A 13651-nucleotide genomic window follows, 5' to 3' on the forward strand; every position below is an offset into this window, starting at 1 on the left:
AAGAACCTGTTGCTCACCGGAGGTTGTGGACGTGACCGATATCGACCTGCTGCCCGAGTCCTGGCGTGCCGTTCTCGGCGAAGAACTGCGGAAGCCGTACGTCAAGGAGCTGGCGGACTTCGTCGAGGAGGAGCGGGCCAAGGGGCCCGTGTACCCGCCGCGCGAGCAGGTCTTCGCTGCCCTGGAGGCCACGCCGTACGAGAAGGTGAAGGTCCTGATCCTGGGCCAGGACCCGTACCACGGGGAGGGCCAGGGGCACGGCCTCTGCTTCTCCGTGCGGCCCGGCGTCAAGACGCCTCCGTCCCTGCGCAACATCTACAAGGAGATGCAGCAGGACCTGGGCCTGCCGATCCCGGACAACGGCTACCTGATGCCGTGGGCCGAGCAGGGAGTCCTCCTGCTCAACGCCGTGCTCACCGTCCGGGGCGGCGAGGCCAACTCCCACAAGAACAAGGGCTGGGAGAAGATCACCGACGCCGTGATCCGCGCCGTCGCCGAGCGGCCCGACCCGGCGGTCTTCGTGCTCTGGGGCAACTACGCGCAGAAGAAGCTGCCCCTGATCGACGAGGAGCGCCATGTCGTGGTGAAGGGCGCGCACCCCTCCCCGCTGTCCGCCAAGAAGTTCTTCGGCTCCCGCCCCTTCATGCAGATCAACGAGGCCGTCGCCGCACAGGGGCACCAGCCGATCGACTGGCGCATCCCCGACCTCGGCTGACGGACGGGCCGCCCTCCGCGCCCGTGCCTGACCGATTCCGCACCGGCCCGGCGTTAGCGTCGGACGGAGGGGGACCGGCCGCACGGGCGACGAGGAGCGAGCAGTGGTGGAGCAGCAGGAGGCGTCCGAGGACGCTGTCATGACCCGGATCGGCCAGGCGATCATGCTGCTCCACGGAGGTGACCGCGAGGAGGCCCGCAACCGCTTCGGCGCGCTCTGGGCGGAGCTCGGGACGGACGGCGGCCCCCTGCACCGCTGCACCCTCGCGCACTACATGGCCGACACCCAGGACGACCCCGGCGACGAGCTGGCCTGGGACCTGCGCGCCCTGACGGCCGCGGAGGCGCTGCACGACGCCGGAGGGCCGTGCGACGCCGACGCACCGGGGGACGCCCCGCAGCCGGGGGGCGCCGAGCGGCCCGGGGGAGCGGGGGAAGGCGGCGGCGGGCCGGTGGAGCACCGGGACCTGCCGGCAGTCCGGGCGTTCTACCCCTCGCTGCACCTCAACCTCGCGGCGGACTACCTCAAGCTCCAGCGTCCCGACGCGGCCAGGATCCACCTCCAGCGGGCCCGCGCGGCGGCCGCCGCGCTCGCTGACGACGGGTACGGGGGCGGGGTCCGCGCCGCCATCGACCGCCTGGAGTCGCGGCTGCGGGAGGGGTGACCCCGCGGGCCCCCGGGAAGCGGGCCGCGGGTCTCGTACGGGCACGGCCCCGGGGCAGGGGCTTCAGCGACCGTACACCTCCGAGCAGATGCGGGACTGCGGGCTGCCCGCGGGCCACGTGCCGTACCCCCGCCCCAGGGCGCAGACGTCCGCACCGCCGGGGACGCGTGGCAGGACGGGGACGCCGACGGGCGGTTCGGCCCGGGACCGGTGAGGGGCCCGCCGATGCGGCGGCTCCGGGCGGGCGGACCCGGCCGGCCCGGTCCGCCGCGGGGCGGTGGGGGAGCCGGCGGCCGGGGGCGCGGGCGAGGAGCGGCGGGCGGCCGATGGGGACGGACTCGGGTCGGGTACGGCCTCCAGCGCCTCGCGGGCGGGCGGTTGCACGATCTGCGGCGCCACGTCCTGCACCGGGCCGCCGGCGCCGGGACGCGGGGAGGGAACGGCTGCGGGCTCCACCGTCACGCACCCGGATACGGCCGTCACCGCCAAGCCGACCAGGAGCTTCGTGACGATTCTGGTTCTCTGCACCCGGCAACTCTGCGGCCCGGGCCGGGCGCCGGGGAGCCGGTGCGCGAGGAATGGCCCGCACGAGTGACCCGGTCAGCACGGCGCCCGGACCCGAACCGGCCGGGGAGCGCGGCGCCGCACGGCCGGGCGGCGCCGACGCTTCGCGCACCTGCGCGTCCGGCAGCACCGCGCACTTCACGGCCAGGGTCTCGCGGTGGTGGCCGGGCCGGCCCTCCAGCATGGGGCGTTCGGCGGCGTCGAGGGCGGTTCGGAGCGTGCGACAGCAGCCATGGCGGCCGTCATGACCGGTGATCAGGGCTTTGGGCGGGGGTTTCACCGCCGCACCGACCGAGGGCCCGCGGGCGGCGGCGACGTATGCTGCCGGGGCGCGGACAGCGGCGCACAGCGGCGCGGCACGGTGACAGGGAGACCTCGTGAAGATCGGTTGCATCGGGCTCGGCGACATCGCCCGGAAGGCGTACCTGCCGGTGCTCACCGCCGTACCGGGGGCCGAACTGCATCTGCAGACCCGTACCCCCGCCACGCTCCACGCGGTCGGCGACGTCCACCGCGTCCCGGCCGAACGCCGCCACACGACCCTCGACTCCCTCGTCGGGGCGGGGCTGGACGCGGCGTTCGTGCACGCGCCGACCGCCGTGCACCCGCAGATCGTCGAACGCCTCCTGGACGCCGGTGTCGCCACCTATGTCGACAAGCCGATCGCCTACGAGTTCGCGGACTCCGAGCGGCTGGTGAACCTCGCGGAGCAGCGCGGCGTCAGCCTGGCCGTGGGCTTCAACCGCCGCTTCGCCCCGGGGTACGCGCAGTGCGCGGAGCACCCGCGCGAGCTGGTGCTGCTGCAGAAGAACCGGGTGGGGCTGCCCGAGGACCCCAGGACCATGATCCTCGACGACTTCATCCACGTCGTGGACACGCTGCGCTTCCTCGTCCCGGGCACGGTCGACCACACCACCGTGCGCGCCCGGATCGTGGACGGCCTGATGCACCACGTGGTGCTCCAGTTGTCCGGCGACGGGTTCACCGCGATCGGCATGATGAACCGGCTGAACGGGTCGACCGAGGAGATCCTCGAAGTCTCCGGCCAGGACGCCAAGCGCCAGGTCCTCAACCTCGCGGACATCGTGGACCACCAGGGCCACCCCAGCGTGCGGCGGCGCGGCGACTGGGTGCCGGTGGCCCGCCAGCGCGGTATCGAGGCATGCGTCCTCGCCTTCCTCGACGCCGTGCACCGGGGCGAGACGCTCAGCGCCCGGGACGCGCTGGCCACCCATGAACTGTGCGAGCGAGTGGTCAGAGAGGCCCTGGAACAGGCTTCCTGAACGCCCGTACCCCCTCGACGGCGCAGAGCACGGCGATCGCCGCCAACGCCCCGTACACCGCCCAGTCGCCGAACCGGCCGTAGAGCGTCTCCCCACGCGCCAGCGGCAGGTCGAACACCTCCGCCGCGCTCGCGTCCGTGCCGAGCGGGCGGCCGACCCGCTCCCCCCGGGGCCCGTACGCGGCACTGATCCCGGTGAGCGTGGCGTGGACCATCGGTCGGCCGTTCTCGGCCGCGCGCAGCGCCCCCAGCGACGCGTGCTGGGCGGGGGCCCAGCTGTCCTGGAACGTCGAGGTGGCGGACTGCGCGACGATCACCTCCGCGCCGTCGCGCACCAGCCTGCGGCTCATGTCGGGGAACGCCGTCTCGAAGCAGACCAGCGGGCCGATCCGCAGCCCCCGCGCCCCGTCCGGCAGGGTCATCACCACCCGGCGGTCGCCGCGCAGCCGGTCCTCGCCCGCCGCCTTGCCCACGGAGGTCGCCCACCCCAGCAGGGAACGGGCCGGGACGTACTCGCCGAACGGGACCAGCCGCATCTTGTCGTAGCGGTCCCCGGTCGGCCCGCCGGGGCCCACGAGCACCGCCGACTTGAAGATGCCCGACCTTCCCGAGCCGTCCGTCTGCCGGGCGTCCACGTTGACCAGCAGGTCCGCGCCGACCCGGCGGGACAGCTCCGCCAACCGCCGGGCGGTCTCCGGGCGCTGCCACGCGCCCGCGCCGATGCTGCTCTCGCCCCACACCACCAGGTCCACGCCCCGGCCCGCCAGCGTCCGGGTCAGCTCCTCGCCCCGGTCGAGGCGGCGCGCGACGCTCCCGGGCCCCTCCACGACGCCCGGCTGCACGACGGCGATCCTGACCGTGCCCGCGCTCTGCGGCCGGGGCGCCCAGGCCGCCACCGCCGCGACGGCCAGCCCGCACACCACCACCAGGACCGCAGCGGCCGTCCGGGCCGCACGGTCGGCGATCAGCAGGGCCACACCGGTGTTCACCGCGACCACCAGCAGGCTCACCAGCCACACGCCGCCCACGGAGGCGACCCGCAGGGCCGGGCCCCACTCCCACTGGCTCGCGCCGAGAAGCCCCCAGGGCCCGCCCAGCCCTTCCCAGGACCGGACCAGCTCGATCATCAGCCAGCCGGAGGGAACGACGAGCACGGCGGCCACGGCACGTGGCGCGGTCGGGGCTCCGCCGAGCAGCCGAGCCACCAGGAGACCCCAGGGAGCCCACAGCAGACCGAGCAGCGCGGCCAGCAGCACGATGAAGACATGGAGGCTCGGCATCAACCAGTGGTGCACGGCGACGACGAAGCCGATCCCGCCGAGCCACCCGTCCAGCGCCGCCCGGCGCGGTGAGCGGGCGGTGCGGATCAGCAGCAGCCAGGGCACCAGCGCCAGGTGGGCGAACCACCCGAGACCCGGCGCGGGGAAGGCGAGCGTCGGCAGGGCCCCGGCGAGCAGTGCCGCCGGCCCCCGGACCCAGGGGGACGCGAGCGGCCCGGCGGGGAGGGGGGCCGGGGCGGCGGAGGAGGAGGCGGAGGCGCTCCGACGCGCGGTGGTGGTGCCGGGGGCGGGAGGGGAGGAGCCCCCGGAGGCGTCGCCGCCCGAGGAACCGCCCTCGGAGGTGTCGCCCGCGTCCGTGCCGTCAGGGAGTCGTCGCCCGCCCCGCATGCGCATGCCGTGCCCTCCTCGGTCGTGCACGGGCGGGCGGTCACCGCGGTCACCGGTCGACGCGTCAGCCCCTGGACCCCTGGACTACCCAGTGTGGGGGAGGCGATCCCCGCCGGACACAGGAGACGGGCCGAGCGGGGCACGGCGGCGGGCGGGCGCCTCCTCCACACCCCCGGCGCCCGGAGCCGCCTCTCGTGGACGGCGACCCGGTGGATCAGCCCGCCCGGAGCGGCGCGCCGGCCGCGAGGTCGGCCACGCCGTCGCCGGGCCGCCCTCCGGGACGCTCCCGCCGCCCATGAGGCAGAGGGGTCCCCGCCGGGGGCGGACGGCTTCCCGTGAGGGGCGCGGTTCAGCAGGGGACGACGGCGACCGGGCCCGGCGCGTGCGTGACCGTCGTCTGCGCCACCGGGGACAGCCCGAGCCCGAGCGACTCCCCTCCCTTGCGCCGTCCGACCACCGTCAGGGCCGCGGTCGCCGACGCGGTCACCAGGGTGCGCGACGCCGAACCGTTGACCGGCTCCCTGACGGTCTCGACCTGCGGGTACTTCTCGTGCCATCCCGACGTCAGCTCGGCCAGGGTCCGGGCCGCCGACCCCGCCGCCTCCCGGCGGTCCAGGACGGGACCGCCCGCGAGCATCGAGGAGAACATCGTCCAGCCGTGCACGATCCGCAGGCGGGCGCCCGGACGGGAGGCCGCGGTGGCGAAGGCGAACTCCAGGACCGCTTCGCTGCTCTCGTCGGCGGCCACCCCCGCCACGATGTCGGTGAGGTCGCCCGTCCCGCCGGCCCGGTCGCCGTCCTCCTCCGGGCGGCCCTCCCGTACGACCACGACGGGGCAGCTCGCCATGGAGGCGGTGGCGAGGCTGTTGGAACCGATCATCAGCGAACGGAAACCGCCGAGGCCGCGCGAACCGAGCACGATCATCGACGCGTCCCGGCCCAGTGAGACTAGGGCCGCGGACGGGAAGTTCAGCGGGGCCAGCGTCGAGCGCCGCAGCTCCGGGGCGAGGAGCGCGCTGTGCCGGACGGCCTCGGCCAGCAGCTCCTCCGCCTCGCCCCGGCCCTCCTGTCCGTCCCCCTGCCGGGCGGGCGGGCGGACGTGGACGATCAGGAGGGGCAGCCCGCGCCGCACGGCTTCGAGGGTGGCCCAGTCGAGCGCCTGCCGACTGTGCGCGGAGCCGTCGACGGCGGCGATCACGGGAAGATCGTTGGTGGTCATGGACCGAGCGTACGTCGCCGGGAGGACGGCCCTCACCCGGCTCCCGCCGGTGGCGGCGGGCGTTCCCCTCCCGGCTCCGTCCCCTCGGGGCGGCCGGGGCCTCAGCCGTGGTCGTGGGTGGAGGTGGTGTCCTCCGGGGGCACGCTGCGCCCGCCGTCCCTGCCGGTGGCCACCACGGCGACCAGCACCACCACGACCGCCGCCACCAGGAGCCGGCCGCCGAGGCGCAGGGCCCACCGCGTACGGTCCCCGGCGGTCGCCCCGGGCCGGGCGGCCAGCTTCTCGGAGCGGCGGGCGGGCCGTGTCAGCCTCAGGAGCAGCAGAGCGGCGATCGGCAGCTGGAACAGCCAGACGGCGGTGCGGAACCAACCGTCGTACCAGACGTTGGTCCCGTACAGCAGGGTGTGCCAGACGCTGAGGACGTAGACGACGATCACGCAGCGGTGCAGCACCCGCCAGGCCCGGGGGCCGATCCGGTGGCGTACGTAGAAGAGCAGGCCCAGCGGGATCGCGAGGTACAGGGCGGCCTGGCCGACGGGGACGGCGACCCGCCCGGTTCCCGAGTCGTAGCCCCCGGGGACGAACGCCTCCACGAAGGCGGTGGCGACCGCCGAGGCCCAGGGCGCCGTGTCGTGGCGGACCAGTTCGGCCGCGAACAGCAGGGCGTGGGCCGCGATCAGGGCCATGGTGTTGAGACTCGTCGTGCGGTGCAGCCGTTCCAGCCGGGGGACCGACAGCGGCAGGCGGCCGGGCCGGGGCCCCGACAGCATCAGTCCGAGGACGACGGTGCCCCAGGCCCAGAGCAGGGCGGACCAGCCGAACGCCTGGCTGAGGAAGTACATCCAGAAGCCGCCCGCGTCGGCCATGAACGGCATCACGGTGACCGTGGAGGAGGACTTGTCGCGGATGCGGAGGTAGAGCAGGACGAAGACGGCCGCGGTGACGAGGAGCGCCACCAGGCCGTCGGGCCACGAGGCCCGCAGGTCGGAGCGGAGCGTCGGCCGCCTCGGCTCACCCGTCGGCCGTCCGGACTCGCCCGCCGCCCGGGGGCCGGGCAGGGGGCCGTGGCCGGGGGCGGGGCCGGTGGCGGGAGGCGCGGCGTCCGGACCGGTCACGACGGCCGGTACGGACACCGCGTCCGATCCGGGTACGTCGGCCGCTCCGGCCGTGGGGGGCGGCGCGCCCCCGGCGGGCTCGGCGGACGCGGCCGGGTCGGGGGCGGGGGGCGGGTTCGTCATGCGGCCTCTTCGGGGCGGGCGGCGGGTGGTGGGGCGTATGCGGCGGCGCCGGGCCACGAGGCGTACACAGGCGCGTTGTCGGAGCAGTCGGACGGGGGCGGAGGAAAGTTCCCGGACCGTCGCTGTGGCGTGGATCACAGGGGGGTGCCGGTGGGGCAAACGGGTCGAACTCCCGTTGTTTCGGCATCTGGTGCCCTTCTCTCCCCTGCGGGGACTGCTGGCACGATGACCTCATGGGAGCCGGAACCGCACTCCGACTCGGGCGCACCGCACTGTTCGCGGTGGTGTGCGTCGCCGTGTCCGGGCTCGGCCACGCGCTGATGTCCGGCGCGCCCCTGCCCCTGCTCGTCCAGGGCGCCGCGCTGCTGCCGGTGTGCGGGGCCGGCTGGTGGCTCGCCGCGCGGCGGCGGAGCGCCCCGGTGACGGTCGCGGCCCATGTCCTGGGCCAGTCGGGGCTGCACGCCCTCTTCTCCCTGGCCGGACCACGGCTGCCGGGCGGGCACGGCGCGCACCACGCGGGCGGCGGGCACAGCGCGTCGAGCGCCGTGCGTCACCCCGCCCACGAGGTCCCGCTCGCCGGCCCCTGGGAACTGACGGGGCTTCCGCCCGCCTTCGACGGCGCGGCGTTCACCCTCGGCATGGCCGCCGCCCACGCGCTGGCCGGACTGGTCTGCGGCTGGTGGCTGTGGCGCGGCGAGGTGGCCCTCGCCCGGCTGGCCCGCTGCCTGGTGCTGTTCGTCCGCGCCCCGCTGCGAACGGCCTGGCGCCTGTGGTGCGCGACGCCGCCCGCCCCGCCCGCGCCCGTCCGGCGGCGGCCCCGCCGCCGGGGGCGCCGCCGCCGGGACCTGCTCGCCCTGCACGCGATCTCCCGGCGCGGGCCCCCGCCCTCCCTCCGCTTCCGCTGACCTCACCGCGCTCTCCGGCCGTCCCGCGCCGGAGGCGGTACGGGTGTGCCCGCGCACACCCGTGACAGCCATGCCGGTCCCGCCGGGCCGCCGCCCTCCGCGGCCGCCCCCGACCGGCGTACGGAGCCGGGCGACCGCTGCCCGGCTCCGCAAGGACGCGAAGGACCACTGTGAAACCTCCTGCCCCCGCACCCCAGGCGCCCGCGCCGGCCCCCGCACCCCAGGCGCCCGCGCCGGCCCCCGCACCCCAGGCGCCCGCGCCGGCCCCCGCATCACCGGCCGCCGGGCCGTCGGCCCTCCTCCCTCCCGCGCCGGGCCCGCCGCTCGCCCCCGGGCCCGGCGCCCGCCCCCCGGGCCCGCACCCGCACATGCCGGGCCGCCCTCCCGGCCTCCATCCGTCCGGGCCCCGGGTTCCGGCCGCACGGCAGAACGACGGGCAGATCACCGACTGGGCGCTGGCCGCGGGCGGCGGGGACCGGGACGCCGCCGACCGGTTCGTCCGGGCGACCTACGGGGACGTCCGCCGGTTCGTCGCCTACCTCAGCTCCGACGCGCCCGGCGCCGACGACCTGGCCCAGGAGACCTACCTGCGGGCGATGAGCGGACTGGCCCGGTTCGCGGGGCGTTCCTGCGCCCGGACCTGGCTGATGGCGATCGCGCGGCGCGTCGTCATCGACCGCCACCGGGCCGCCGCCGCGCGACCCCGGACCGCCGACACCGCGGACTGGGAGACCGTCGCGGAACGGGCCCAGCCCCGTCACCTGCCCGGGTTCGAGGAGTCCGTCGCGGTGCTGGACGCCCTGCGCCGCCTGGAACCGGCACGCCGCCAGGCGTTCGTCCTCACCCAACTGCTGGGCGCGTCCTACGCGGAGGCAGCGGCCGCCGCGGGCTGTCCGGTCGGCACGGTGCGCTCCCGCGTGGCGCGCGCCCGCCGCGAACTCGCCGGCCAGTGGCGGGCGGAACCGGCGCAGGCCGGGCCGAAGACCGGCTAGAGGGCGCCCGCCCGGGGCCTCTCGGGGCCCCGGGCGGCACGCCGGCGGAACAGCAGCGGCACCGGCAGCAGCACGCACTGGAGGCAGACCGCCGCCCAGAACCCGCGCGCCGCGCCCGCCGCCTCCGCCGCCCCGTACAGCTGCCCGCCGACGAGCCCGGCGGCGAACGCCCCGATGCCCGCCGCCAGCCTCTGGCGCCCGAACACGCTCGCCGGGGCGGCCGTGGAACGGGCCAGCGCCTCCAGGTCGTTCTTGAGGAAGAGCACGATCTCCCCGCAGCACATCAGCGTCGCGCCCACCGCGATCCCCCCGTGCCCACCGGCCCCGATCGCCGCCGTACCGGCCGCCATCGCCCCGAAGCCCCACCTCAGCGCCGCCGGGTAGCTCAGCGCGGCGACCCGTTCGGCCAGCAGCGGCTGCGCGACGACCAGGAGGACCGCGTACCCGGTCAGCACGGCCCCGTAGAAGGCGGCCGACGTCCGGGGGACCGCGTACAGCGCCAGGTAGTGCTGGAAGAACATGAACGCGTACACGCTCAGCACGGTCACCGCGAACGGCGAGGGCCCGGGGGGCGGTGTGGCGCGGCCCCGGGCCGGGGCCGCGGCGGGCTGCTCACGGGGCGGGCCCGCCGCCTCGCGCGGCAGCAGCGCGTGCCCCGCCCCGACGAGCGCGAACAGCACCGTGACGCACGCGAACAGCACCCCGGGCGAGCCCATGACCAGCGGCGCGGCGACCGGAGGGCCCAGTGCCATCCCCGCGTTGAACGCCGACCCGCTCGCCGACAGCAGCCGGGGGCGGGCGGCCTCGGGCACGCCGTCCACCAGGTACGCCTTGTTGGCCGGGAGGTACAGCGCCGCACCCGCCGACACCAGCAGCAGGGCCCCGATCGCCAGGACCGGGCTGCTCGGCCCGGGGACGAACGCGGCGAAGCCCGCCGTCCGCAGGGCCAGCGCCAGCAGCATCGCGCGCCGCAGCCCGATCCGCCCGGCCACCGGACCCGCCACCGCGCCCCCGGCGAACTGGATCAGCGAGGCGACGGCCAGCACGAGGCCGACCGTGCCGAGCCCCAGGCCGAGGCGCCGGTGCAGCAGCACCGACATGTAGGGCAGCACGGCGAAGCTGCCCAGCGTGATCAGGAACGAGCCCGCCAGCAGGAATCGCCGGGGCCCGGTGAGCCGCGTACGGCCGCCGCGGTCCTCTCCCCGCCGGGCCCCGGCCGCTCCCGCCCCCGGCGCCCCGTCCGGTCGCCGACGGCTCATCCCCCCGCGCTCACGCCGCGTCGGCGACGACCGGCCGCACCCGGACGGCCGCACTCCACGCCCGGTGCTGAGCCAGCTCCGCCGTCGCCCCCTCTGCCAGCACCATCCCCGTACAGCCGCGCTGGTCGTTCACGTACGACACGCTCTCGCCGGGTTCGCGCACCGGGAACCACTCCACCGACCCGGGAAACGCCCCGAGCTCGTCGAGTCCGAGCCAGCCCGTGAGCACCCCGGGCCGCTCGGCGTACACCAGGACGAAACCGTACGCCGGGCCTTCGGCGTCGAGCGGGGCGTCCAACAACGCCGGGCGGCGGCCGAGTGCCTCGTCCACCATCGCGGTGTAGACATTGGTCCGCAGCGTCCGGCACAGCACCTCGCCGACCAGCGCCCCGCCGATCCTGCGGTTGATCTCCACCAGCTCCGGGCCGTCGGCCGTCAGGATGAACTCCACGTGGGCGAAACCCCGTTCGTGCCCGGCCGCCGCCAGGACCCGGCCCACCCACACCTCGATCCCGGCCTGCTCCTCCTCGGGCAGCGCCACCGGGAACGCCGCCGCCTCCTCCCGTACCACCGCCGCCCGGGACGTCTGGCGGCTCAGCACCCCCAGGAGCCGGGTGGCGCCGTCCCAGCTGAGGGATTCGGCGCTGTACAGCGGGCCGGCGAGGAACGCCTCGGCGAACAGGGCGCCGGACAGCCGCTGCCGGCCGGCCTCCGCCACCGCCCGGTGCAGGGCCTCCTCGTCGTGCACGATCCACACGGCGCGCGAGGAGGTGCCCGCCGAGTCCTTCAGGACGGCGGGCAGCCCGACCGTCCGCAGCACCGCCTCCGCCCCCTCGGCGCCCGGCGGGACGGCCACGGCCGTGCCGCGGCTCAACCCCCGCGCGTGCAGCGCCTGCCGGACCGCGCACTTGTCGCGCAGCAGCCGTACGGCCGAGGGGTCGGCGCCCGGCAGCCCGAGCCGGGCCGCCAGCTCCGCGGCCGGCAGGCTCCAGGTGTCCGTCGTGTTGATCAGCCCGGCCAGGTCCGGCACGGCGGCCAGCGCCCGGCGGACGGCCTCGGGGTCGTCCGTGTCCACGTCCACGACGTCCAGCGCGTCCGGCCGCAGGACCGCCAGCTCGTGCCGGTAGAACGAGCGGTCGCCGGTCAGCAGGCACAGCCGGTGCCCCGCCCCGGCGGCGGCCTCCGCCATCCGGCCCAGGCCGAAGGAGAGGGACTCCAGTGCGGCGATCGTCATGGCAGCAGCTCCACGGTGGTCGCGGGGGAGGGGACGGCGCCCTCGGCGGTCTTCCCGTCGCCCTCGGCGGGCCGGTCGCCCTCGGTGGTCCGCGCGCCCGGCGGAGCGGCGCGTCCCGCCCACTCCATCACGGACCACGGCGGTCGCAGGGCGGCCGGCGAGGCGATGGCACGGGGGCGCAGTCCAGCCGGGTCCAGGGCCTCGGCGTGGCGGGCGAACACCCGCTCCGTGTACCGGTGCCCGGTGTCGGCGCCCAGCACCAGATGCAGCCGTCCGGGATGGCGGGCCGCCTCCCAGGAGGCCGCGAGGTGGGCCGCTCCGGTGGACAGGCCGGCGAACACCGCGTGTTCGCGCAGCAGTCCCACGGCCCCGGCCATCGCATGGCGGAAGTCGAGCCAGTGGACGGTGTCGTACAGCTCGTGGCGGACGTTCCCGAACGGGATCGAGCTGCCGATGCCCGCGATGATCGCCTCCGGGTCCTCGAACCGCTCGCTCCCGAAGGTCACGCTGCCGAACGGCTGGATGCCCACCAGCCGCACCGACCGCCCCGACTCCCGCAGCGCGCGGGCCAGTCCACCGGTCGACGCACCCGTGCCCACCGCGCCGACCACGGTCAGCGGCCCCTCGGGCAGCGCCCCGGCCAGGAGCTCCGCGAACTCCCGGTACCCCTCGTGGTGGACCCCGTCGTGGTACTGCCGCATCCAGTGGAAGTCCGGCCGCTCGGCCAGCAGGCGGCGGACGTGGCGGACCCGCGACTCCTGGTCCAGGCGCAGGCTCCGGGAGGGCGGCATGGCGTCGACCGTCGCGCCCAGGATCTCCAACTGCGCCCGCGTGGCGGCGTCCACGGTGGTGGAGGCGACGATGCGGCACCGCAGCCCGTAGCGGTGGCAGGCCATGGCGAGGGCCAGCGCGTAGATCCCGCTGGAGCTGTCCACCAGGGTCTGCCCGGGAACCACCCGGCCGCGGCGCAGCAGCGAGCGGACCGCGCCGAGAGCCGCGTACACCTTCATCGTCTCGAAACGGGCGAGGACGACGTCGCCGCTCAGCCGGATCAGATCCGGGGTCTTGACCGCGTCGGTGATGTGCTCGTGGATCGCGGCGGGGGCGGTCCGGGGTCCGGAGGCGTCCCGCGGCCCCGACGCGGAGCGCGGACGGGCGCCGGGACCGGCCCTCATGCGCGCCTCCCGCGCACGACGAGCCGGTCCGAACGCTGGTCGTAGCCGGACGCGTCGAACCCGCCGAAGCACTCCACCCCGGTGAAGCCCGCCTCCTCGAAGAGGGCGTGCAGCTCGGCCGCCGAGTAGAGCCAGGAGGTGAGGGACGCCGTCCGCGCCGTCGTGCCGCGCACCAGTGTCCAGTCGGTGCGCAGCCGCCGCCAGCTGTCGAGGACGGTGTCGCGCTGGACGACGTAGGAACCGTCCGGCAGGTCCACCGCCTGGGGCCGGCCGATCCAGCCCGCCAGCACTTCCTTGCCCATCACGTCCACCAGGAGCCGACCGCCCGGGGCGAGGCTCTCGTACGCGTTGCGCAGCACCCGGAGGTTGTCCTCGGCCGCGTCGAAGTAACCGAAGGAGGTGAAGACGTTCAGCACCACGTCGAAGGAGTCCGGTTCCCGGTACGTGAGCATGTCGGCCCGCTCCAGCCGGGCCTTCGCCCCCGCCGCGTCGCAGGCGGCGCGGGCCCTCTCCAGCATCGAGGGCGACAGGTCGACCCCCGTCACCTCGTAGCCCCGGGCGGCCAGCGGCACCACGAAGAGGCCCGGCCCGCAGCACAGGTCCAGCACTCTCGTGCCGGGCGGGAAGTCCAGCAGGGGGGAGCCCGCGACCAGGGCGGCCGCCGACTCGGCCCGCGCGGGTGGGAACATCGTCGGGGCGAAGTCGGACCAGAGCGCGTCGTCCTCGTACCAGTGCAT

General features: G+C 76.2%; 13 protein-coding genes. 5 read left to right on the top strand and 8 right to left on the bottom strand.

The genetic code is table 11. The features are described 5' to 3' along the window. Positions 1–25 precede the first annotated feature (25 nt). Together AMK24_RS21020 and AMK24_RS21025 are read left to right on the top strand one after the other, a co-directional pair. Entirely contained in the window at positions 26–715 is a 690-nt protein-coding gene (locus AMK24_RS21020; protein WP_199876472.1) for a uracil-DNA glycosylase, read from the top strand. 103 nt (positions 716–818) lie between these two features. Further along, positions 819–1379 carry a hypothetical protein gene (locus AMK24_RS21025; protein WP_073770366.1) on the top strand — a complete coding sequence of 187 codons (561 nt, stop codon included), beginning with the start codon at positions 819–821 and terminating at the stop codon, positions 1377–1379. 63 nt (positions 1380–1442) lie between these two features. Here the strand turns inward: AMK24_RS21025 and AMK24_RS21030 are convergent, their stop codons facing one another. After that, positions 1443–1907, bottom strand: a complete 465-nt coding sequence (locus tag AMK24_RS21030; RefSeq protein ID WP_073770367.1) for a hypothetical protein — start codon at positions 1905–1907, stop codon at positions 1443–1445. A 413-nt stretch (positions 1908–2320) separates the two neighbouring features. On the opposite strand from AMK24_RS21030, the gene AMK24_RS21035 reads away from it, so the two are divergent. Further along, positions 2321–3226, top strand: coding sequence for a Gfo/Idh/MocA family protein (locus tag AMK24_RS21035; RefSeq protein ID WP_073770368.1), 906 nt, complete (start codon positions 2321–2323; stop codon positions 3224–3226). Here AMK24_RS21035 and lnt read toward each other — a convergent pair. The 3 genes from lnt to AMK24_RS21050 form a co-directional block, all read right to left on the bottom strand. Continuing rightward, positions 3198–4898: an apolipoprotein N-acyltransferase gene (gene lnt, locus AMK24_RS21040; protein ID WP_073770369.1), complete on the bottom strand. Its 1701-nt coding sequence runs from the start codon at positions 4896–4898 to the stop codon at positions 3198–3200. The two genes, AMK24_RS21035 and lnt, sit on opposite strands and share 29 nt — an antisense overlap. Positions 4899–5241: 343 nt before the next feature. Further along, positions 5242–6111 (bottom strand): universal stress protein, encoded by an 870-nt coding sequence (locus AMK24_RS21045; protein WP_073770370.1) that lies wholly within the window; start codon positions 6109–6111, stop codon positions 5242–5244. Positions 6112–6212: 101 nt separating this feature from the next. After that, positions 6213–7349, bottom strand: coding sequence for a ferric reductase-like transmembrane domain-containing protein (locus AMK24_RS21050; RefSeq protein WP_242435214.1), 1137 nt, complete (start codon positions 7347–7349; stop codon positions 6213–6215). Positions 7350–7582: 233 nt separating this feature from the next. Here AMK24_RS21050 and AMK24_RS21055 point away from each other — a divergent pair, with 233 nt between their 5' ends. Beyond that, positions 7583–8254 carry a hypothetical protein gene (locus tag AMK24_RS21055; protein WP_073770371.1) on the top strand — a complete coding sequence of 224 codons (672 nt, stop codon included), beginning with the start codon at positions 7583–7585 and terminating at the stop codon, positions 8252–8254. Between the two features lie 368 nt (positions 8255–8622). Continuing rightward, a complete protein-coding gene (locus AMK24_RS21060; RefSeq protein ID WP_073770372.1) occupies positions 8623–9246 on the top strand; it encodes a sigma-70 family RNA polymerase sigma factor in 624 nt (207 codons plus the stop codon). On the opposite strand, the gene AMK24_RS21065 is transcribed toward AMK24_RS21060, so the two are convergent. Genes AMK24_RS21065 through AMK24_RS21080 form a run of 4 tightly spaced genes read right to left on the bottom strand, consistent with a single transcriptional unit; the run spans position 9243 to position 13651 of the window. Further along, positions 9243–10505, bottom strand: a complete 1263-nt coding sequence (locus tag AMK24_RS21065) for an MFS transporter (RefSeq protein WP_073770570.1) — start codon at positions 10503–10505, stop codon at positions 9243–9245. The two genes, AMK24_RS21060 and AMK24_RS21065, sit on opposite strands and share 4 nt — an antisense overlap. A 10-nt stretch (positions 10506–10515) precedes the next feature. Then, the gene (locus AMK24_RS21070; protein WP_073770373.1) at positions 10516–11739 is read right to left on the bottom strand and encodes an ATP-grasp domain-containing protein; all 1224 of its coding nucleotides are present in this window, start codon (positions 11737–11739) and stop codon (positions 10516–10518) included. Then, a complete protein-coding gene (locus AMK24_RS21075) occupies positions 11736–12914 on the bottom strand; it encodes a pyridoxal-phosphate dependent enzyme (protein ID WP_073770374.1) in 1179 nt (392 codons plus the stop codon). Before AMK24_RS21075 ends, AMK24_RS21070 begins: the two co-directional genes overlap by 4 nt. Further along, complete coding sequence (locus AMK24_RS21080; protein WP_073770375.1) at positions 12911–13651, bottom strand: class I SAM-dependent methyltransferase; 741 nt, start codon at positions 13649–13651, stop codon at positions 12911–12913. The genes AMK24_RS21075 and AMK24_RS21080 overlap by 4 nt, the downstream gene beginning before the upstream one ends.

This window comes from Streptomyces sp. CB02366 (genome assembly GCF_001905905.1).
Taxonomy (GTDB): Bacteria; Actinomycetota; Actinomycetes; order Streptomycetales; family Streptomycetaceae; genus Streptomyces.

What these genes read in the sequence shown, in the direction of transcription:
- AMK24_RS21075 (WP_073770374.1), bottom strand. Translation starts at nt 12,914, where the DNA reads ATGAGGGCCGGTCCCGGCGCCCGTCCGCGCTCCGCGTCGGGGCCGCGG.
- AMK24_RS21080 (WP_073770375.1), bottom strand. Translation starts at nt 13,651, where the DNA reads ATGCACTGGTACGAGGACGACGCGCTCTGGTCCGACTTCGCCCCGACG.
- lnt (WP_073770369.1), bottom strand. Translation starts at nt 4,898, where the DNA reads ATGCGCATGCGGGGCGGGCGACGACTCCCTGACGGCACGGACGCGGGC.
- AMK24_RS21065 (WP_073770570.1), bottom strand. Translation starts at nt 10,505, where the DNA reads ATGAGCCGTCGGCGACCGGACGGGGCGCCGGGGGCGGGAGCGGCCGGG.
- AMK24_RS21055 (WP_073770371.1), top strand. Translation starts at nt 7,583, where the DNA reads ATGGGAGCCGGAACCGCACTCCGACTCGGGCGCACCGCACTGTTCGCG.
- AMK24_RS21060 (WP_073770372.1), top strand. Translation starts at nt 8,623, where the DNA reads ATGCCGGGCCGCCCTCCCGGCCTCCATCCGTCCGGGCCCCGGGTTCCG.
- AMK24_RS21070 (WP_073770373.1), bottom strand. Translation starts at nt 11,739, where the DNA reads ATGACGATCGCCGCACTGGAGTCCCTCTCCTTCGGCCTGGGCCGGATG.
- AMK24_RS21045 (WP_073770370.1), bottom strand. Translation starts at nt 6,111, where the DNA reads ATGACCACCAACGATCTTCCCGTGATCGCCGCCGTCGACGGCTCCGCG.
- AMK24_RS21050 (WP_242435214.1), bottom strand. Translation starts at nt 7,349, where the DNA reads ATGACGAACCCGCCCCCCGCCCCCGACCCGGCCGCGTCCGCCGAGCCC.